The following is a 20,265-nucleotide window of genomic DNA, read 5'->3' on the forward strand; positions in this document are numbered from 1 at the left end:
TTCATTTCGTCCTTCGTCCAGTCTGTAGTGATTTTTGATAAGCTTTATATCACAGCGCTCTTTTTCAAGGCTTAGTTATCCAAAGAGATTTCATTTTTTTATAACTATCCACATGTTACCACATATTGGAACTATCCTGCCCGTTAGCTTAATGAACTTGAGCAGTCAAATATAGTTAAATGCTTATCTAATCGGTAATCGGAACATGTTCTTGTTCACCGACAATTGAAGATCAAAGCTTGCAATACCCCTTCTCCTGAATTCAGGAAAAACGCTTAAATCATTAATCTCGGGGATGTTCTTATCTCTGAAGAATGGATAACTAGAATTAAGCAGTAGATGACAACAACCCGCTAATACCCATCAAAGAAAACCATCAAGGTTATTCGGTCTCCTGCTTTATTCTCTGCCAATCAGTTAAAAAAATAATCGCTGGAGGTATACCATGGATAATTACGCGCAAATTCTGTATCTAATAATATAGCTTTTTTATCATCTGAGAGTTGTTTTATGGTAATCTGATTAGTCATCTTGATACCTCTTTCGTGTGATTTCAGCTAACGACTTACAGGTTTTAAACTTGAATTACGCTTTACAACTAAGCCTTAGCAATGAAATATTCGTGAAACAGATGAAAATTCCTTTTTTATCCTGCCGTAAGCGCAACGCTTATAGCCAGTCTACAACTTTATTTTCACGGTGCGTCCCCCTAAACCGGTTAAGATATCATTTTTAACCTGCTCTATAAATTCACGGCCACATAAATTTTCAATTGTGCTTGAAGCCACTTCTAGAAGGAGAGTTAGACTAGCATCGTCTATTGGACTTTGAAAAAACGATCTAGCTGTTTGCAGATTGGTCAACATCTGAATCGCCACACTCTTTTTCATCATCTTTTTGCTCAAGCGAAGCTAAGTATTCTTGGTAAGCTTTCTCAGCATTCTTTTTTCCCTGAACATGTTCGCCGTTAGGGAGCCGATATACGCTTTTTGATACAAGTTCGATACCTTCGATAATTTCCGCATTCTCATTTTCTGCGTGGATAGGCGCGGCTATCCCGGACGATGCATCGCTTTCCGTTCCATTCGTTAATAAGATGATTGGGTCAGATGGCAGCGTGATGGACGCCAATACCTTGTAATCGCTGCAGATTCTGGTCCGGGCGCTGACGCAGGCCATTCCGGAGAAATACTGAGCCTTGTCGATCTCAACATTGTTCAATCGACGGTTGAATTAGTATTGGCAGATGCATATATATTATGGTAATATCTAGTAAATACGAGATTGGGGGGGAAATGATTGAGATTAGGGCGCCAGCTTTTTATCTTATTTACCATTCTCATTTTATGCGGATGCAGCAGCGGACAGGATTTGGTGAAAATAGCGAAGGAGGATCTTGGAATTGTAAGCATCGCTGACGGTCGGAAGGTTTACTACGGAATGAAACGCGCCGACGTGGAAAGCGTACTAGGGCAAGGGAAAGAAGCTGAAAGAGGCGTGATCAAATACGATTCCGGTGTGGAACTGTTTTATCGGGATGACGAGGTAGCGGCCATCATCATGGAGGAAGAAGCGAAAGGAATTTATAAAACGGCCCAAAATGCAGAGATCGGGATGTCGAAAGACGAAATCGAGCAAATCTATGGAACCATTCATATGCCGTCAAAGAAGGAACTACCTCTGACTTATGTCTATAATATGAAAAAGGGCGTTTTTCTGGAAGAGATCTCCCACAGCACCGAAGAAGAGGCGAAAAATTTGCTACTGATCATTGCATCCGTCGATAAAAACAGCTTACGCACTGATATGTTCTTCATATACGACAGTTATTATCTGGGATATGCTAAGTGAGGAAATAGTGAAATACGAGGGGACATTCCTCATGATCAATGATAATGATTTTGACCAAGGACGATACACCACATAGTTAAGCAGGCTGCAAAGGCCTGCTTACTTTTATTACATGAATTGATGACGCAGCTGAAGGAGCAGCCACCAGTAGGGAAATGTGGCGCCCGCGCGCCGAACGTCTGCTGTCCAGTGAAAATAAAGTATTTTCTTAGTGTTTAGGTTAAAGTAAGTCCCCTGGTTAAGAACTACATGCTACCCGCGTAGGTTCTTTAATTAGTAATTGGAAATGGAATATAATGAGGAGGACGTAGCCCAAGCGAAGGCGCGGGAGCGTCCTTTTTATTGAACTAACGGGCAGTTTTCTTGAGCAAGTTGTTGACTAAGGTGACGGGAAAGAGTAATATTTAACCAATATCCGTGAATCAATGATGGAACAAAAGTAAATCATTAAACTCTTCACAGGAAAGGGTTTCATGACTGAGAAAACCCTAGAGTACTGATTGAAAATGCCAGTTCCAGAGTATGACTAATACCCATCGTTTTGACCCGTTATAGTCAATTAAGGTGGCTGTGTGAAAATACAGCAACCTGGGTGGTACCGCGATTAATATCGTCCCAGAGCATTTTGCTTTGGGGCGTTTTTTATTTTGGGAGGAGTCTATATGATATTAGAAAAAGTTATAAATAGAATTGTAATACAAAGTGAATATAAGGATTTTGTTGATAAGTATATAGATAATATACTTACCGAATTTAAAGGTAAGATTCATAGCATTTATATGTGTGGCTCGATTCCAAAAGGAACTGCTAAACCTTTTAAGTCAGATGCAGACTTTACTATTGTATGTGTAAATCCCAAAGATATTGATTACGAAAGATTGTCAAATATTAAAGACAGGCTTTTGGAAGAATATCCAGTAGTAACTAAGATTGATACCACAATTTGCTCGATTGACGATGTATTAAGTAAACCAAATGATTGGGGTTTTTGGGTAAAGATCATTTGTGTTTGTATATATGGTGATGACGTTGGTGAAAAAGTACCACCGATAATTATTTCTCCAGAGTTCATTTTAGACTTAAATGCAGAGACCAAGAAGGAAGTAGATCGTAGACATCGTTTACTTTCTAATGCTAGTGATAACACAATGAAAACTAGATTAATTAAAGGTTACTCTAAGAGATTAATTCGTGCATTATACTCTTTGGTTTTAGAAGATACAGGTGTATGGCAAGATGACATTATTAAGATGAAGAATGACATATTAAACTATTGTGAGATTGACACCGCTTTAGTTGATTATCTGTATGCTTGTTACTTGGATAGTAATGTACTTGTTGAAGAGTTTCTGGGAATTGCAGATGAAGTATATAGCTATTTTGAGAACTCCTTAAATGCAATGGCTGTCCGGGTCACTCAGAGAAGCGAGTGACCACATCCAGCCCCCTAAGCCCGTCGGGACGTCACTGGTAGCATGTTTTGAAACAAGAGACAGCTTCGAGGTTTCGTCAAGTATTTTTATTAGTACACTATGTCGCATTAACTCAACTGCTTGTAATCCCATATTAATCGCCTTGCTTTCAATGCTTAAAACTTCTGCTTTAGGATCTATAAATTTCTTCACAGTCTCTTGTACCAATTTTAGGACATTATTATTTATTAACGTCAAGTTACTCACCCACTCATTTAATACTTTACCGAATTATACCGCAGTTCTAAGCTTTAGTGTGAATAAGAGTTCTATACACTTGTTCCACTAACCTGCCCGTTAGCTTAATGAATTGCATGGAAACATAGTTAGATACTTATCTAATCGGTAATCGGCTCATGTTCTTGTCCATTACGGTAATCGGTACAAGTTCTTGTCCTCGACTCGGGACATGAACTTGTACCGATAAAACAAAAAAGCCGTTAAATTAGCGACTTTCAATGGGATTATGTTCTTGTCCCCCGACATTTCGATATCACTAAATAAACACCATTTTTTATCGGAAAAAATATAAGTTAAAAAAACACACAGCCGGCTTGTAGATGCCTTTTACGAGGGTCAAGGTGGTGGTCAATTCGTTGATTTCCTTAAAATGCTGATAGCAAACCGCCCTAACGTGGAGATTCAAGATGAAATTCAAGGTATTGTTGAAACCTTGGATGAACTCGTTCAGTCTCTTCCAGTTAATAAACAAGAATTCCTTACCGGTAAGGAAGCTTAGCAACAATACGGACTAAAGGCTGATCTGCCGTAAAATAAAAGAATGCTCTTGGATCGTTAAGCTAACTGGCAGTTTTGCGACAAAACACAGCATGTACAACTTAAAGCAAACACTAGCCCTCAACAGCGCGGTCCTCTTAGGCCGCGTCTTTTGCATTTATTTCCTCCATAATGAACGACAAAATAAATTATACCCGGGTAATATTGATTTTTTATTTTTACCCGGGTATAATTGGTGATGCAATCAGAGAGGAGGTCAGCATGAGTAATGCCCTAACGCACTTTTACTGCACGGCATTTTTGGGTGTGGGAGTCGTCACCAGTGGTTCATTACAGCACGTTGTTACTACAGTGAAGGAAGCTCTGGATGACAGAGACCTCACACAGCTGCTTATATTTGACGATTCCACAGGGAAGCCAATAGATGTTGATTTTCGTGGGAAGACAGAAGATGTGCTCAAACGATTAGGAGAACAGTTTGGTGACCTACCCGGTACGGAAGTGAATCACCAGCCTATACGGCGGGTCGGTCGACCCAAGCTGGGGGTTGTATCCGGTGAGGTTACGTTATTGCCACGGCATTGGGAATGGCTCAAGAGTCAACCTGGAGGGGCGTCGGTAACATTACGAAAACTCATTGATGAGGCTCGCCGTGCTGGAGAAAAACAGAACAATATCCGAGAGTCACAAGAAGCCACATATAACTTCATGACAGCTATGGCCGGGAACTTCCATCAATACGAAGAAGCTCTACGGGCACTGTATGCTGGTGATTTGGATCGTTTTTACCACTTCATCGATGACTGGGCACCTGATATCAGAAACCATGTCAAAAAATTAGCCGCTAATGCATTCCCTGAAGGGAACTTATAAATGAGAGCATGTGAGGCGTAAATAATTAAAAAAGGAACTACGAAAGGAGCCGCTATGACAGAGTTTGATTCTATTCGTTACATCGAACCATCGCAACGCGCTGGCATGAGATTTATGCAACGAGGCATTGAGGGCAGCATCGTCATGTTGAACCTGCTGCGTTTTCGTGATGTTGCCGATTACACAGCCAATCCTGAACTAACACCGGAGGTCCCAATCAGCGGTGCCGAAGCTTTCAACCGCTACATTGAGCGCACCCTCCCATTTCTCCGTGAAAGCGGAGGTGAAGTGCTGTTTCTTGGCGATGGCGGAGAGTTTCTTATCGGACCCGAAGACGAAAGATGGGATCTTGTTATGCTGATCCGCCAGAGCAGTGCGCAGTCGTTTCTTGCTTTTTCAAGTCATCAAGACTACCTGGCCGGTATCGGGCATCGGACTGCAGCGATCGAAGATTCACGCCTTCTGCCTATGACAGAATTTCCGATATCGAATTAATTGGAGGAGAAGATGATCATGAACATCCTGAAAGTAAACGACGTCGATTTGGCCTATGACAGTTTCGGTAACGAAAATGACGAGGCTATTATCCTAATCGCCGGGCTTGGAACCCAGATGATCCGATGGACGGTTTCGTTTTGTCGGATATTAGCAGCGCGGGGCTTTCGCGTGATTCGCTTTGACAATCGCGACGTAGGTTGCTCGACGCACTTTAGCCATTATCAGACGCTGGATTTTGACGCACTGGCGACTGCTCTCATGTCGGGACAGCGCCCGGACATCCCTTACACTCTCGATGACATGTCCAACGACGCTATCGGACTGCTCGACGCCCTTTCAATTGACCGGGCACATTTCGTTGGCAGGTCGATGGGCGGAATGATCGCCCAGATTGCAGCCAGTGAGTACCCTGAACGGGTTTTATCACTTACTTCCATTATGTCCAGTTCCGGCAATCCCGCCCTTCCGCAATCTTCCCCGGAAGTCATGGCGATGATGACTACACCGGCGCCGAACCCATTTGAGGATGAAGCAGGATTTTTGGCGCACAGTCTCGCTTTTGCCAAACGCATCGCAGGCACCGGCTATCCGTTTGAAGAGGACGCTTATCGGGCGCTCATTCTGGAGGAAGTCCAGCGAGCCTACGATCCAGGCAGTGTCGGACGACAAATTGCTGCGATCGCTGTCTCCGGTGACCGGCGTCCGCGGCTGGCGACCATAAAAGTACCAGCACTTGTCATTCATGGGGTGGACGATCCCCTGTTCGTCCCAGCGTGTGGCGAGGACACGGCTTCTGCCATCCCGGGCGCCGAGCTAATGTTGGTTGACGGCATGGGACACGACCTGCCGCACCAACTGTACAAAGTAACCGCTGATGGCATAGAGCGAACGGCTCGTCGCAATTGACACGCGCTTCCTGAATAGCAACCAGCCGGAGTCCCGCTATGTCCAATGGGGCTGAGTAGGCCCAGGGGAGCAGCGCTAATCAATTTGCACCCTTGGCGCGTACGACCCGGGTGGAAGCGGCGGTGCTCTTGGAACGGTTGTTAAAACAGCTCCATTTCATCAATTAACGGGGCTTCCTAACAGAGGCTCCATTTGTGGAAACGATCGAATAAGCGTCGGTTTCATGATAACATCGTGAGTCGGCGCTTTTTCTGTGGGGATTTTTCCAAACAGACGATGGTCAGATTCAGAGACGAATTATTCAAGTAACGGAGAACGATACTTGAATGACAGAAAAAAGCAGGCCAAGACTGAATTGTTCCAGTTATGGCCTGCTTTTTATGATGTTCCCACAAGAATACATTGAATACATGTAAACAATGTGCAGAGCCTTATATTTCAAGGGGTTTTCACGTTCGAGTATAGATAACGTTAAAATGTTGGCGGAACCCCTTTAAGCGGATCATGGTCTTATAAAACCCTTTAATGGCGGACAGAAACAGTTGCACCGTTTTGAAACTTTTAATCGTCAAATACACGCCTTCATGGCCCTCTCTGCCGCGGATCTTACAGCGCATCAGTTCTATCAAATACTGCCTTACGGCTTCCTTACCAGCTTCTGATTCGTCATCCCACCAGACCTTTCTGGCCTTGTAGTGACTTTTGTACTTTAACCAATAAAAGAACGGTTCCAGGACGTTTAAATAAGCGATCACGGAGCTCTCACTGATCCTGTTGACCTGATCGTGATAAAACTCAGTCAGAGGAATGAACGCCTCCTTCGAATCGTCAAATACTATGAGGCGATATTTGCTGCTCACTTCTTCCGGACAGTTTACATGGAAAAACGAAGCCATTTCCTTCCCTCCTCCCCACCTTCATCTTCACTGTCGGTCAATATAAATGAAAAAAATCCACCTGCGGAGAGCAGAAGGATTTATTGAGGTTACGGTTCAATGTCCTCAATCTCAATCGGCGAGTGCAGATCTGTCTTGTCGCTATCCTTTATCGTGACAGGTCCGTCAATCATCGTATGGTTGCTCGGTGTTCTTTCTACCATCTCTTGCATATTATCCCAATGTTCAACAATCAATCCATTCTCAAAACGGAAAATATCAATGATGATTTTGGGGCCAAAGAACTCATATACGGAATGAAGTGCCACATAATCTCCATCCACCAAAGCACGCTTAATACTTACCTTCGTACCAATTTCCTTTAAATGGTCAAGCGCACCAAGCATGGCCGCACGACCATCAGATAAGCCTTGATTATGCTGAATATATTGATCTGGATGAACGTAAGCCGTAATTGCTTCAGGGTTGCCGCTCTCAAAACTTTCCAGCACAGCGATTGCCTTAAGGACAAGCCCATTTTGGTTTTTTGATGTCATTTGTATATCCTCCTTGGTGTTTATAGTCATTTGATAAATAATGAACGATTTGTTGTTTATTTATCTATCGCTCATTACAATGGAGGTTAATATCACGCTCAATATTCAATATTTATAGGTTTGAAGGATAACAGACAACTCATCAAACATTGTCGCTTAACTGCTCTAAATAAATTTAGGGGACTGAAAATAATGAACAAGAGAACCGACCTAAGAATACTTCGCACGAAGCAATCGATTCGAAAGGCATTTTATGAGCTTATTCAGGAAAAAGGATATGAAGCCATAACAATCCAGGATATTGCCGATCGGGCTATGATCAATCGAAATACTTTTTATCTGCACTACCAAAATAAACCTGATTTATTGGATAGGTGTATGAATGAATTGTTGAGCGAACTAAAGGATGCCGTTGTTCTTTGTCCCATCAGCATGAATCCCTTCAGTACTTCTATACTTGAGACCGTCATGCAAACTGTACTGGAACATATTTCTCTCAACACTACCTTTTACTACGCCATGTTAATTGAAGAGAATAGAATCTATCAGTTTCGAGCAAAAATGGAGAATATCATTAAAGACAAATTAAATGAGGGGTGGAATCCTACTCAGGGACAATCCCATTTAGCGATATCCAAGGAATTGCTGCTCGAATATCTCGTTTCGGCTTTCATGGGGATTGTTATTTGGTGGATTAAAAACGATCGGCCTCTTCCTGCGGATGAAATTTCATCTCAGTTAAGTAGAATTGTTACCTATGGGCATTTGAAAGCTGCGGGCATCCCCGTCGAGGAATAAAATTAGCGAGGGGCGCTATCGTGCCCATTAGCTTAATGAAATTGCATGGAAACATAGTTAATACTTATCTAATCAGTAATCTGCTCATGTTCTTGTCCTTTTCGGCAATCGGTGCAAGTTCTTGTCCTCGACTCGGGACAAGAACTTGCACCGATAAAACAAAAAAAGCCGCTTAGAGCGACTTTCAATGGGACCATGTTCTTGTCCCTCGACATCCTGATACGTTAACTGATTGTGTAATGTTCTTCTTGTCGTTTTTATCTTGAAACATCAAAAATTTAACTCATTGACACAAAAATTATGTCGGCACGCTTTCGTATGTCCCGTTAGTTTAACCACGACCATTTTTCTAAACTAAACTTAATAACTCTTCACGGAGCTCGAAATAAGAATAATTCCATCCCATCTTTGCATAAAAGCGTAATCCAATCAATCCATTATAATATTTAGCCCCAATTAATCTTTCTTTAAAATATGGTATGGTATTACCCATTTCTTGCTGATAATTTAGGTATCTTTGGACCACATCGAGTTTCAAGTGTGTCTTTATGTGCCAGTCTAAAGTTGCGAGGTCGATAAGAAAATCTCCGTATTTACCATTACTATCAATGACTCCAGTTATTCGTTGTCCATTAGATAATATATTATACTGGTGAAATCACCGTGAATAAAATAACGATATGGTTCATTGTAGGTAGAGTAAGCTAACAATCTGTTATAACATTCGTCAAACACATCGTTCTCTAAACAGGATGACTTGAATAAGCTGTGCCAACCTTCCCAGAAGCTACCCGCTTGGTCTTCAGCATAAGTAGCAATAATATGTTCCATCCAAGAATTATAAGTACCGCAGCATATCGCGGACTTTTCCTCTAATATGAATATGAAACAGCATTATAAACGGACTGGAAGGCTCACCAAAGATCGCAGCGTGCTGTAATGATATGTCAAGTCTTCCGGTTTAACGTCAAGACGCAGGTTGGGAAAACGCCGCAATAGAGAGCTGAACGCGATTTGCCCCTCCATGCGGGCAAGAGGCGCCCCTAGGCAAAGATGGATTCCTCTACCAAAGGCCAAATGATCGATCTCTTGTCTTGTGATGTTCAGCCGCTCAGGCCCGTCAAATCGGCCTGCATCCATATTTGCTCCGGCCAGCGAAACCACGACCATCTCGCCTTTTCGAATTTGTGTGCCATGTATTTCGATATCTTCAACCGCGACCCGGCTCGTTATCATGATCGGACCCGCATACCGCAACAGTTCTTCAACCGCAGCCGGCATAAGGGCCGGTTCCTCCTGAAGGATCCGTATTTGTTCGGGGTGTTGAAGCAGCGCCAGGGTTCCGTTACCGATCAGATTCACGGTCGTTTCATGTCCTGCCGTAATGAGCAGCCATATGGTGGAGAGCAGCTCGTTCTCGTTGAGCTTATCTCCCTCATCGTAAGCCTGGAGTAACCCACTGATGACATCGCTCCCGGGGTGCTCTCTCTTTTCGGAAATCAAAGATTGAATGTAGTCAATAAACTCCTGAAGGGCTCCTTGAACTAAACTTTCTTGGCCGGGGTTTAACGCAGCCCGGGCCAGCTTGTGGGTCCACTCGCGAAAACGTGCCTGATGATGGCCGGGGATCCCCAGCATCTCCGATATCACGATGATAGGCAGCGGATAAGCAAAATCCGAAATGAGTTCCATCTTGCCCCGGGTGGCTACCTTATCCAGCAGCTCGTCGGCAATTTGTTGGATTCGCGGACGAAGCTCTTCAATCATACGGGGCGTAAATGCTTTGGAGACCAAACGCCGCAGCCGGGTATGATCGGGAGGATCCACCGTGAGCATATTGGGCATATTCTTGAACCATTCAAGCAATTCATTGACGGAGCTGTTCTGGGGTGAGGCTTTTTGCTGTGAAGAGTACTTTCGCCGATCCGAGAGGAACCGGGTGTCCTTTAAAATTGCCGAGACATCCTCATACCGAAAGGCTACCCAAGCTTCGCCCATGCCAAAAAAGTCATCAAGCCGATAAAGTCCTTCCTGATGTTGGGTCAGCTTTTGGTAAAACGCATTAAAATCACGCATTGTGTCCGGCGATACAAAATCGTTGCTTGTTATGCCTTTCACGGCTGATCACCTCTTTACTTTAGTTTTCCATACCGAATCGGATCATGTCACAAAAAGCGTCCAGTTCCTTCATGAGGCTGCGGGTATAGGTTTCATCAATATAGTTCATACTGTTCGTCTCCTCCAGAAACTTCGTTTCGAAATGTCTGGTAACGGCCATGACGAGCTCGAATGCATGCTTGCGGTTTATGCCTTCGCGAAGCGGCACCTTGTCGAAAAGCCTTACTAGCATCGCTTGACGGGTTACGCTGACCTGACCGTACTTATCCTCGACTTCCTCCTTCAAGCCATCGGGTGTGGCATAAAATGCTTCAAATACTAACTTCCATTCATCAGAATGCTCTCGAAAATAGTCGAGCTTCGCATGGCTTAACTGAGAAATGGCTGTAAAAAAATCAGTGTCTTCCGTCCACTCATCGTAATGGATGCCGGTTCGGACTTTCTCAAAGCAGTGGTCAACTAAGCTAAGATACAGTTTCTTCTTACTCGTGAAATGATGAAAGATCAAAGCTTTGGAGATACCAGCAGCTTCCGCCAACATTTCCGTTGATGTATTCTTGTAACCGTTGCGGGCAAACACGGATAAGCAGGCTTGCAAAATCTTCTCCCGTTCGTAGAGCTGTATCGGCAGATTCATCACCTCTTTTTGAATTTGCTGACCAATTGGTTAGTAAGATCATACAGGATGCTGACCTGCCGGTCAATATAAATGAAAAAAAATCCACCTGCCGAGAGCAGAAGGATTTATTGAGGTTATGGTTCAATGTCCTCAATCTCAATCGGCTAGTGCAGATGTTGTTCCACATCATCGATGGATTGGCGAAGCAGCTTAAGCATCTCCAGGATCTCGCATCTCCTTTCTCCTTCAGTGTAAAAGAATCACTGAATAACTTCTTGTTTAGAAATGCTCCATTTTGTCTAGACATTCAAGGACCACAACGAGAGATCTAGTAACGCTTCAATTCCTCTTCAGACATGTATCATTCCTGACCGATAGAAGGATTTCGCTATCCTTCTTTTTTTTGTCTTTCACTTCACTTTTTTTAAGTAGAATTACGTATAATCAGCGAAGTCTTGTAGGTTTTCGCGATAGGAGCAGATCGCATCCCCTTCAATCTCTGGGTAAGACATTCTGTAACATCCCTGACCATATCGGGAATACAATTGGTTAATGTGGTCAGTTCCGGATTCGTCATCAATCCCACAGGATGGTTATCAAATCCGATGACGGACATTTCTTGAGGCACGGATATCCCCTTTTGCTCTGCAGCTTTCAATAAACCTGTAGCTACAAAGTCACTACCCGTTATCATTCCATCCGGCAATTGTTCAGAAGTAAATAATTGTTCTCCCAAGGCATAACCATCTTCCATCGTCACCAGACCCGTATAACATTGTGATTTCGTACACTCTAGGCCGAATTGTTGGTGAGCCAGTTGAAACCCGTTCCATCTTTTCTCTTGCAATAGTGTCAGGTGATCCATACAGAAAAACAGATGACGGCGCCCCTTGGACAGCAAATATGCTGTCGCTTGAAAGACCGCATCTTCTTCATCCAATCGAAAGACATCGAGAAACTCTCCGTCCATCGCTTCGTTGCATATGATTCCAATGTAAGAACCTATATATTCTTTAATTTCTCTCTCCGAGAAATGGGAATGAGCAATAACCACTGCATCCATTTCTCGACGTAACAATCGGGCATACACATCAAGTTCATGCTCGCGGGATAATTCGGTCTGATAGATGACAAGTTGATACCCCATTGAGCCTAAAGATCGACTTAATGCACTAACAAGCTGACTGAAATAGGGATGCTCCACATCCGGGACAAGCACACCGATATGATTGCTTGCCTGTAGACGCAACTGAACCCCCTGCGTATTGCGGACATATCCCAGCTCCGTAATGGCTTTCTGTACTTTTTGTCTGCTTTCAACTGATACATGTGGATGGTCGTTTAATACACGTGATACCGTCGACTTGGAGAGACCGCTTACACGTGAAATATCAATTATGGTGGGCAAAATTAACACCTCATCTAAAGTATTGACCTGGGAACGTTCCCTGCAACTATGATATCGTTAACAAACTGTAGGAGGAGTCACACTGATGGAAGTCATCTATACCCCCGCTGTAACCGAATATCTGATATTGTTTGATTTTGACGAAACGTATTATCCGCATGAATGTTTGCCTGAACAACTCAACATGGTGTACGAACTGGAACAATACCTCCAGCAGCTTGCCAGAAATCATCAAGTAAAGATAGCTTGGGTCACCGGAAGCAGTGTTCAGCAAATACAAGCAAAAATGAAAATAGCCGGTATGACGCAGCTCCCCCATTTTATAGCGAGCAATCTGGGCACAGAGATGTGGGAAATCGAGCCTGACGGACAACTGGTCACTGTTCCTTCATGGGCAAAAATTATAAGGGCATCCGGATTCTCTCGAAGAGATGTAGAAGATTTAATTAGCGAATTAAAATCAACATTCAACATCGTCCTTCACGAACAGACTCAATTTGGTCAATCCGGATATAAAATGAACTACTATTATTATCCGGTATCAGCAGCCAGAACCCAATATGATATAAGTATCATCAGGCACCTGGCTGCAAATCACGGGATCGGAATTAATATCAATATCTGCAATCCCAAGGCGGGTGATCCGGAGCACGCATATGATGTCGATTTTATCCCCGCAGGAACTGGAAAGAAAGCGGCTGTGCAATTCCTAATGGATTATAGTCAGGTACTCCTGTCCAAAACATTGGCCTTCGGTGACAGTGGAAACGACATCGAGATGCTTCGGATGGTTGCCCATGGATATCTTCTCCAGAACGCTACGGCAGAGGCAAAGTCATGCCACAACAACGTTGCCCCTTATCCTTACGCCGAGGGAATTTTGCATGTATGCAGAAATTTTTTTGGGGAGTAATTCATATTATGGCGTTTGCTCAGCTATTGTACAATACAAATACCGCCGCTTTCCTCTACGGAGAAGGGCGGTATTGACATATTGACGGCTTAACAAGCCTATCAACAGACCACCCATGGTCCCTTTTAAAGCTCCATGCCCCATATTCAATTGCATGTCTTCCTCCAGACCTCTGTATGCATTGGAGGGGTGCAGTCCGCGCAGGGCGGTAGTGAGAGCGGTGAGATCATCTATAGTTCGCATCTGCCTGTCTAAACGCAAGCTGTCCATAATTCATATGTTCCCCTCCGCTTACGTCATACTATACAATTACAAGATGAACTATAGTACTGTCTCATCCAACAAATCACAGATTAAAATTCGTTGAAGCACTACACTCTTGTACCAGATACGTTATCTGTAGTAAAACAGTGATGATTAACTATCTCAATAAGTTAAGGTCCATATAAGCCGGGGCTTTTACTTAAACGATCCTAATGAATATAGTTATGATGTCGTCCACAGCCAACGATTTCGCATCGGCTCCGACAACGATCTTAGGCCATCCTTTGCAGGATGGCCTTTTCTTTGATCTAACTTTATTCAACTAATCTGCCCGTTAGCTTAATGAAATTGCATGGGAACATAGTTAGGTACTTATCTACCGGGAATCGGCTCATGTTCTTGTCCTTTACGGCTATCGGTACAAGTTCTTGTCCTTGACTCGGGACAAGAACTTGTACCGATAAAACAAAAAAGCCGCTAAATTAGCGACTTTCTATGGGACCATGTTCTTGTCCCCCGACATTTGGCATGGGCAATGCTATTTCTCTCTCAAGAATAAATTTCATTCTGTTTGAAAGAAATCATTATTTTTTAACTGTTCAGAGAAAACAAAAAGAATCCCACCTCCAAGAACAATGTCTTAGGGACGAGATTCGTCATGGTGCCACCCCAGTTCACTAATCCGTCTTCAGATTCTGTAACAGGAGCTCCTGTCACACCACCCCCTGAGCAAGTTCAGGTTCCGATGTGATGCTCAGTGACTTGGTTCAACAAGGTATCCTGTACTCCTTTTCAGCAACCGGAGCTCTCTGTAAAAGTACGCCTTGTTTACTCTTCACATCATTGCATTTGTTTAATATTACCAGTTGGATGTTGTGTTTTGTAAATGTGAAAGCGCTGAAGTATCCTGCCCGTTAGCGTAAAGAAACTGCAGTCGATCAACTGGTCGGCTGCAGTTTTATCATTAGTGAGCTATCGTTTCCCGTTAGCTTAATGAGTTAGAGTTTTTTTGCATTTTTAAATCTATGTATCCCGTATCCTTTGAAGTCGGAAGCAAATATTGCTTCCCTAAGCGGATATAAATTTGGTGTGAATCTTAATTCAATTACTTTTAGGAGTAATCTCTCCAATAAAATCTCATATTTTCCAACTGATTTGGGTTTCACTACTTAGCGAGAGTTGTAGTAGCCAGCTGTTTTATCAAGGCTCTGTTCGTAAAGATTGTTGCTAATGGTAAAAAAGAGACAGCTTTTATGCTGTCTCCGATATTCAACTAACGGACCTGATAGTTTAAGTACATTTCTTCACAAAAATGAAATGCTTCTCTCTAAAACCGTTGTCATAACTCACTAAATTACACCAAAAAACCTCACAACAAGAAAGATACTAGTTATCCCCCAAACTGTGGTCCCCACTATAAACCAAATTATAGCTTTGGAGGATGTAATTTTTTTACTTTTCACATTTCTTCTTATAAAAGCAAGAATAACAAATCCGATGATGATGAAAGCAATAGTAATCCAAAATAATAAATTCACTTTCCACCTCCCCTATATTATTTGTAACACATAATTCCAATCATTGTTATTTTTTTCGGGCAAAGCCAATATAAATATGGGCTACCCGGACGATTTTGCTTTTCTTGCAGCAATTGCATATAACAGTGTATTTACGAACTTCACGAAAATTATCAATTTTGAAGTATTCGCGAAATTATTGAACAATCCTGCCCGTTAGCTTAATGAATTAGAGCAGTGTAAAGTAGTTAACTATTTATATATAACCGGTAATCGGACTATGTTCTTGTCCTTTACGGCAATCGGTACAAGTTCTTGTCCTTGACTCGGGACAAGAACTTGTACCGATAAAACAAAAAAAGCCGCTAATAGCGACTTTCAAAGCGTCCATGTTCTTGTCCCCCGACAACTGACACAAAAAAAAGCCCCGAGAATCAGGCTTTTGTACTTTTCGTAATGGGGTCACAATTGTGTCATTAGACATGAAGCACAGGACAAGAACTTCTACCGGAAAGACAGGCCGTAAGGACGGCCCTGTAAGTGCTTCAACACTTCCCGAAATCACTCTTCACGATATATCACACGGCTTGCAGCAGTGACTATGATTGAATAAGCCAATCTGTTTCTAACGCATTCCAGTTTGGCGTAGGCACATCCGACCTTGCCCTCCATTCGGCAAAGTCCTCATTCAAGGCTCTGAGCTCAACAGCTGTCCCATCAATCAACCCGCTAACCGGAATCATGAAGAAAATCTTCAACGCCCAGCGGATTAAATTTGGATAGCCGGTAATCCAAGACGCTTGCTTCACAGGGGTTAACGGGTACCCCAATGATTCAAGTACACGGAAGCCCTCTCCCATCGCCGCCACTAACTGACGCATTCGCCTGTCGTCACGGACAACCTGTTTCATCTGGAAGCTATGGAACAGAATGACCATGTTCATGGGCACGACCAGCACCATGTGGTTTTTCAGCCAGGCATCGATCTGATCATGGTAACTGAGCTTGTACTTGGTTGGCATGAATGCCTGCTCCAGCAAGGAGCGAAACGGAACGGGACCGTTCAGACCCCCGATGACCATCTCCCCATGGCCGCCACGTATGCAAATGACTCGCCCGTCGGTACGTGTACCTGCGGTAGCTTGGAAGCCAAAAGCAACCTGTTTAGGCGACTTTCCATGTTTACTCAAATGGTCCTGCATGGCGTAGGTATTCATATTGTTGCCGACCAATACGATATGACGGCTAACGTTTTCTGCGAGGATTGGTAGCACAGCCTCGAAATCCGAATATTTCATCATGACGAAGATCAAGTCATACGCGTCACCTGAATCTAGTCTGCGAATTACACGAACCCGATCAACTGTTGTCTTGCGCTGAAGGTAATGCCGAATGACCAGTCCCTCCTTTTCCAGTTCCTCCGCTCGCTTTCCTCTTGCCAACACAGTCACGTCATGACCGCCCTTTACTAGGACATGTGCCAGATAGCTTCCCTGCACACCTGCACCGTACACAAGTATATTCAATATTGTCCCTCCTTTTATAATTAACAGTTGTTGAATATATAACATCTGTGTATTACAATCAAGATATCATTGGAACGGATGCAGGTGCAATGGCTAATTGCTTTCATTTCTGTTGAGAAATGAACAACGAATGCTGGATGTGTTCAGGAAAGAGGGGAAAACCATGGATCGGCGCATCGTGCGATCAAGACAAATGATTATGCAAGCGTTTATTGGGCTGTTGGGAGAGCAGGAATTTGAGAGGGTCACCATTCAAGGGATTGCGGATCGGGCCAATGTCAACCGCGGAACGATCTATTTGCATTTTACAGACAAATATGACCTGCTGGAACAGAGCGTGGAAACGTATCTGATGATGCTTGCTGAGAGTTGTGTTCCGGAGGATGGGCCAACCAATGAACTGTCCCGGGACCTGCTGATTCGTGCGTTCACGTATCTGAAAGAGCATGCAGAAATCTATGGCGTTTTGATTACCAATAAAGGTATTCCGACATTCAGACACCGTATGACACAGATGATTGAAGCGAATATAACCTTGGTGGTGAACCAAATGAAGCTAGAAACCGGTATCCACAAGGATGTATTGGCGCAATTCTTATCCGTTTCCATTACGGGGTTGATTGAGTGGTGGGTCGTCCAATCTATGCCATATACGCCAGAAGAGATGGTTGAACAGATGGCTAGAATTTTGGAAGCAAGGCTGCAGCTATGGTAAACGTATTAAATTTGAAGTGTGATACCTGCATAAAAGTTTTGAAATTAAATTAATATTTACATTTTCAAACGGGTTTACAGCCAGTTGAAATACTTCCGAGGACTGAAGTTTTATTGATCCTAATCCAGTCTAGTTTATCACTCAAAAGAGCCCCACCTTTCCTAGGTAGATATTTATCAAATCGGCAATAGTACCATGTTCTAGTTCTTGTCCATATTTGGCAATCGGTACAAGTTCTTGTCCTTGACTCGGGACAAGAACTTGTACCGATAAAACAAAAAAGACGCTAAAATAGCGACTATCAATGGGACCATGATCTTGTCCCTCGACAATTAGCTGCGGTTTGTTGTCATGGGACAAGAACATAGTCCCTTCTAGGTCAAGAACTTGGTCCCTTAGTTGAGGTCATTTCTGCGCATGGCCACTTCACACTAGCCCCATCGATTCACCCCGTCCTAGCAACATACAGTCGACAGGCAGTTATACAGGACTGATCTCACAAACACACCAAAAAACACCCGCAGAAATCCCTCTACGGATGCTCCATGCACAGCTTGTGTATACGATAATCCGCCTATTTCACATCGTGAAATAAGCAGCCTACCTCCATCAAAAGACTGCAGTCCGCTCGGGAGACTCTATGTTATCAGCAACAAATACGACGAAACCAATCCACTCAGCAAATATCTGTTTACTCATATACAATCGCCTCCTTCAGCGCCAAACGCCGTCAATGGACAGAATAACTATAATGATCTTTTGGATCGGGAGCTAGCTTTTCAGCATATATTCAAGCAAGGAGCCGTGAAGACTTAACCAAGTCAATGATTTTATCATATTTTCTTATCTAAGCATTATTCAATGAGCCAACGTTATGCCTGAGATAACATCCCTTTTACAAACAATGAGACACTGTGCTTGTAGAACTCTTCCTCGGTGACGAGTTGGGACTGATAATCCCGGTGAATCAGCTCGCTCATCTGAAATCCATAGCACATCGAGAGAAAAGACATAGCGGAAAGACGCTCATCTTGTATGGCTATGACTTTTTTCTTCTGCAGTCGTTCAAAATATTCAACCAGCAAGGAGTGCAGCTTTACCGGCGGATCGGCCAGCACTCTGTCCAATTCGGGAAGCATTCCTTTGTCGCGGATCCCAATTAAAATGATGTCCGCATTTTTATGGAAAAACAAACGGTACTGCTGGCTTACATTTAGAAGATCGATTTCCGGATTATCGGTCGCATCCTCTCTTAACAGCTTCTCAAATTGCGGGATATCGGAATGTCTTTCAATGATGGCTTCCAATATGCCTTGTTTGCTTCCAAATTGCCGGAAAATCGTAGATTCATTGACTTTAGCTTCCGTTGCAATGGTTTTGGTACTAACGCCCCGATAGCCCTTCGTTTTGATGAGCCGTGTCGCGGCTTCAATGATTCTGTCTGAAGTTTGCATTGTACTTCTCCTTTTGCATATGTTAAACCTATTCTACTACAAGTTTTGCAATATGCAGCAGGATCGGGGTTCATCATTTTCATAAACGTTTATTTAAAGAAAATCGCTTCTTTGTTCCCAGCGGCTTGGTTCCGTAATCTTGACATAATCAGGCACCAATTGCGTGAGCGTGCCTAATTTATCAAATGTAATCTGGATTCGGTCAGAAGGCAATAGCCATTGTTCAGTCTCGATTGCGCAGCAATCCGGTATCGTCCCCATTCCTATAATCGTGCCTGGGAGCGGTGTGAAAACTTTGAGAACTTCCTCCATCACTTTTGCAGGGTGTGCAGAATACTCGGATGTGCTTCCCTTCCAATACAGTCTCTCCCCGATGCGTACATCCACATCCAATGCCAGCGGGTTGTCGATTTCATCCGGCGTAACCAGATAGGGTCCTATTCCTTTGCTACGATCAAAATCTTTGCAGCGCGTCGGTCCGGTCATCGCCTGGAAATCCAGCCACTGCACATCACGGATAGTACTGTCGTTAAAAATAACATAACCTGCAATACAGTTCCCCTTCCCTGTAACAAAGGCCAGCTCCGGCTCGATATCCAGATAGGAAGAGTACGAAGGCCAATGAATCGTATCCCCATCGCCAATTAATGCATTATGGTTACACTTATAATAACTGAAAGTTACTTTATTCGGATCTTGCTGGAATTTTTCGGAGATTTGACTTATAAGCTCTTCTCGTTCCGGCCCTGTATATTCTCTTTGCAGCAGATTTACGCCAGCATTTCTCAGATGTCTTGGCGTCAGCCCGAAATCGATAAGCGCAGCCGGATTCGGAACCGGCGGCAGCAGGTTTACCGCTGCAATCGGGCTGATTTCATTTTCATTGAATTGATGAAACTGTTCGATAGCATATTGCATCATTTCCTTAGCGGCATCATAACTTGCCGGTAAATAATGAAGATAGCTGTCCATACTTTCGAGACTGTCAACGAATGTTCCCTGCTTTTTCATGATTGCGACAAAAGACACGACAAATTTCTCGTTAATTACAAGCCCAAACAAAGGTTCCTGGGATGTATTGGTCTGAAAAGTTACTAGTTTCATGGTTAAGCGCCTCGATCCTTGTAGTGTGATGTTGTTCTGTTACTATCATATAGTATAGA

General features: G+C 43.3%; 19 protein-coding genes and 1 other annotated feature. Of the genes, 8 read left to right on the forward strand and 11 right to left on the reverse strand.

The genetic code is table 11. The features are described 5' to 3' along the window. Positions 1–840: 840 nt before the first annotated feature. The gene (locus tag NYE54_RS16725; RefSeq protein ID WP_339273329.1) at positions 841–1,221 is read right to left on the reverse strand and encodes a hypothetical protein; all 381 of its coding nucleotides are present in this window, start codon (positions 1,219–1,221) and stop codon (positions 841–843) included. Between the two features lie 78 nt (positions 1,222–1,299). Between NYE54_RS16725 and NYE54_RS16730 the strand changes: the two genes are divergently transcribed. The 5 genes from NYE54_RS16730 to NYE54_RS16750 all read left to right on the forward strand — a co-directional run bounded on the left by NYE54_RS16730 (position 1,300) and on the right by NYE54_RS16750 (position 6,338). After that, positions 1,300–1,851, forward strand: a complete 552-nt coding sequence (locus NYE54_RS16730; RefSeq protein ID WP_339273330.1) for a hypothetical protein — start codon at positions 1,300–1,302, stop codon at positions 1,849–1,851. 662 nt (positions 1,852–2,513) lie between these two features. Continuing rightward, positions 2,514–3,284 carry a nucleotidyltransferase domain-containing protein gene (locus NYE54_RS16735; RefSeq protein WP_339273332.1) on the forward strand — a complete coding sequence of 257 codons (771 nt, stop codon included), beginning with the start codon at positions 2,514–2,516 and terminating at the stop codon, positions 3,282–3,284. A 1,038-nt stretch (positions 3,285–4,322) separates the two neighbouring features. Further along, complete coding sequence (locus NYE54_RS16740; protein ID WP_339273334.1) at positions 4,323–4,934, forward strand: DUF2239 family protein; 612 nt, start codon at positions 4,323–4,325, stop codon at positions 4,932–4,934. Positions 4,935–4,988: 54 nt separating this feature from the next. Next, complete coding sequence (locus NYE54_RS16745) at positions 4,989–5,429, forward strand: DUF1330 domain-containing protein (protein WP_339273336.1); 441 nt, start codon at positions 4,989–4,991, stop codon at positions 5,427–5,429. An 18-nt stretch (positions 5,430–5,447) separates the two neighbouring features. Continuing rightward, the gene (locus tag NYE54_RS16750) at positions 5,448–6,338 is read left to right on the forward strand and encodes an alpha/beta hydrolase (RefSeq protein ID WP_339273338.1); all 891 of its coding nucleotides are present in this window, start codon (positions 5,448–5,450) and stop codon (positions 6,336–6,338) included. Between the two features lie 449 nt (positions 6,339–6,787). Here the strand turns inward: NYE54_RS16750 and NYE54_RS16755 are convergent, their stop codons facing one another. Further along, positions 6,788–7,234, reverse strand: coding sequence for a hypothetical protein (locus tag NYE54_RS16755; protein ID WP_339273339.1), 447 nt, complete (start codon positions 7,232–7,234; stop codon positions 6,788–6,790). Between the two features lie 89 nt (positions 7,235–7,323). Then, positions 7,324–7,770, reverse strand: coding sequence for a nuclear transport factor 2 family protein (locus NYE54_RS16760; protein ID WP_339273341.1), 447 nt, complete (start codon positions 7,768–7,770; stop codon positions 7,324–7,326). Positions 7,771–7,962: 192 nt separating this feature from the next. Here NYE54_RS16760 and NYE54_RS16765 point away from each other — a divergent pair, with 192 nt between their 5' ends. After that, complete coding sequence (locus tag NYE54_RS16765) at positions 7,963–8,568, forward strand: TetR/AcrR family transcriptional regulator (protein WP_339264671.1); 606 nt, start codon at positions 7,963–7,965, stop codon at positions 8,566–8,568. Between the two features lie 894 nt (positions 8,569–9,462). Here the strand turns inward: NYE54_RS16765 and NYE54_RS16770 are convergent. The 3 genes from NYE54_RS16770 to NYE54_RS16780 all read right to left on the reverse strand — a co-directional run bounded on the left by NYE54_RS16770 (position 9,463) and on the right by NYE54_RS16780 (position 12,713). Then, positions 9,463–10,686: a cytochrome P450 gene (locus NYE54_RS16770; RefSeq protein ID WP_339264672.1), complete on the reverse strand. Its 1,224-nt coding sequence runs from the start codon at positions 10,684–10,686 to the stop codon at positions 9,463–9,465. A gap of 19 nt (positions 10,687–10,705) precedes the next feature. Next, positions 10,706–11,323, reverse strand: coding sequence for a TetR/AcrR family transcriptional regulator (locus NYE54_RS16775; protein ID WP_339264673.1), 618 nt, complete (start codon positions 11,321–11,323; stop codon positions 10,706–10,708). Positions 11,324–11,729: 406 nt separating this feature from the next. After that, positions 11,730–12,713: a LacI family DNA-binding transcriptional regulator gene (locus NYE54_RS16780; protein ID WP_339264674.1), complete on the reverse strand. Its 984-nt coding sequence runs from the start codon at positions 12,711–12,713 to the stop codon at positions 11,730–11,732. An 85-nt stretch (positions 12,714–12,798) separates the two neighbouring features. Here NYE54_RS16780 and NYE54_RS16785 point away from each other — a divergent pair, with 85 nt between their 5' ends. Then, complete coding sequence (locus NYE54_RS16785) at positions 12,799–13,626, forward strand: HAD-IIB family hydrolase (RefSeq protein ID WP_339264675.1); 828 nt, start codon at positions 12,799–12,801, stop codon at positions 13,624–13,626. Positions 13,627–13,632: 6 nt separating this feature from the next. Here the strand turns inward: NYE54_RS16785 and NYE54_RS16790 are convergent, their stop codons facing one another. From NYE54_RS16790 to NYE54_RS16800, 3 genes are all read right to left on the reverse strand, one after another. After that, positions 13,633–13,896, reverse strand: coding sequence for a hypothetical protein (locus tag NYE54_RS16790; protein WP_339264676.1), 264 nt, complete (start codon positions 13,894–13,896; stop codon positions 13,633–13,635). Between the two features lie 633 nt (positions 13,897–14,529). Next, positions 14,530–14,743: a binding site (T-box leader), on the reverse strand. Between the two features lie 145 nt (positions 14,744–14,888). Beyond that, positions 14,889–15,056, reverse strand: coding sequence for a DUF6886 family protein (locus NYE54_RS16795; RefSeq protein ID WP_339264677.1), 168 nt, complete (start codon positions 15,054–15,056; stop codon positions 14,889–14,891). Positions 15,057–16,006: 950 nt separating this feature from the next. Next, positions 16,007–16,933, reverse strand: a complete 927-nt coding sequence (locus NYE54_RS16800; RefSeq protein ID WP_339264678.1) for a 2-dehydropantoate 2-reductase N-terminal domain-containing protein — start codon at positions 16,931–16,933, stop codon at positions 16,007–16,009. Positions 16,934–17,096: 163 nt separating this feature from the next. Here NYE54_RS16800 and NYE54_RS16805 point away from each other — a divergent pair, with 163 nt between their 5' ends. Then, on the forward strand, positions 17,097–17,648 hold the full coding sequence (locus tag NYE54_RS16805; RefSeq protein ID WP_339264679.1) for a TetR/AcrR family transcriptional regulator: 552 nt from the start codon (positions 17,097–17,099) through the stop codon (positions 17,646–17,648). 872 nt (positions 17,649–18,520) lie between these two features. Here the strand turns inward: NYE54_RS16805 and NYE54_RS16810 are convergent. Both NYE54_RS16810 and NYE54_RS16815 read right to left on the reverse strand, forming a co-directional pair. Beyond that, positions 18,521–19,102 carry a TetR/AcrR family transcriptional regulator gene (locus NYE54_RS16810; RefSeq protein WP_076323511.1) on the reverse strand — a complete coding sequence of 194 codons (582 nt, stop codon included), beginning with the start codon at positions 19,100–19,102 and terminating at the stop codon, positions 18,521–18,523. 93 nt (positions 19,103–19,195) lie between these two features. Next, positions 19,196–20,206 carry a fumarylacetoacetate hydrolase family protein gene (locus NYE54_RS16815; protein WP_339264680.1) on the reverse strand — a complete coding sequence of 337 codons (1,011 nt, stop codon included), beginning with the start codon at positions 20,204–20,206 and terminating at the stop codon, positions 19,196–19,198. Between the last annotated feature and the right edge of the window lie 59 nt (positions 20,207–20,265).

Source organism: Paenibacillus sp. FSL K6-1330 (assembly GCF_037976825.1).
In the GTDB taxonomy this organism is placed as follows: domain Bacteria; phylum Bacillota; class Bacilli; order Paenibacillales; family Paenibacillaceae; genus Paenibacillus_AQ.

Coding starts and splice junctions, on each gene's coding strand:
- NYE54_RS16785 (WP_339264675.1), top strand. CDS start 12,799: ATGGAAGTCATCTATACCCCCGCTGTAACCGAATATCTGATATTGTTT.
- NYE54_RS16790 (WP_339264676.1), bottom strand. CDS start 13,896: ATGGACAGCTTGCGTTTAGACAGGCAGATGCGAACTATAGATGATCTC.
- NYE54_RS16760 (WP_339273341.1), bottom strand. CDS start 7,770: ATGACATCAAAAAACCAAAATGGGCTTGTCCTTAAGGCAATCGCTGTG.
- NYE54_RS16815 (WP_339264680.1), bottom strand. CDS start 20,206: ATGAAACTAGTAACTTTTCAGACCAATACATCCCAGGAACCTTTGTTT.
- NYE54_RS16775 (WP_339264673.1), bottom strand. CDS start 11,323: ATGAATCTGCCGATACAGCTCTACGAACGGGAGAAGATTTTGCAAGCC.
- NYE54_RS16740 (WP_339273334.1), top strand. CDS start 4,323: ATGAGTAATGCCCTAACGCACTTTTACTGCACGGCATTTTTGGGTGTG.
- NYE54_RS16755 (WP_339273339.1), bottom strand. CDS start 7,234: ATGGCTTCGTTTTTCCATGTAAACTGTCCGGAAGAAGTGAGCAGCAAA.
- NYE54_RS16805 (WP_339264679.1), top strand. CDS start 17,097: ATGGATCGGCGCATCGTGCGATCAAGACAAATGATTATGCAAGCGTTT.
- NYE54_RS16750 (WP_339273338.1), top strand. CDS start 5,448: ATGAACATCCTGAAAGTAAACGACGTCGATTTGGCCTATGACAGTTTC.
- NYE54_RS16745 (WP_339273336.1), top strand. CDS start 4,989: ATGACAGAGTTTGATTCTATTCGTTACATCGAACCATCGCAACGCGCT.
- NYE54_RS16735 (WP_339273332.1), top strand. CDS start 2,514: ATGATATTAGAAAAAGTTATAAATAGAATTGTAATACAAAGTGAATAT.
- NYE54_RS16765 (WP_339264671.1), top strand. CDS start 7,963: ATGAACAAGAGAACCGACCTAAGAATACTTCGCACGAAGCAATCGATT.
- NYE54_RS16810 (WP_076323511.1), bottom strand. CDS start 19,102: ATGCAAACTTCAGACAGAATCATTGAAGCCGCGACACGGCTCATCAAA.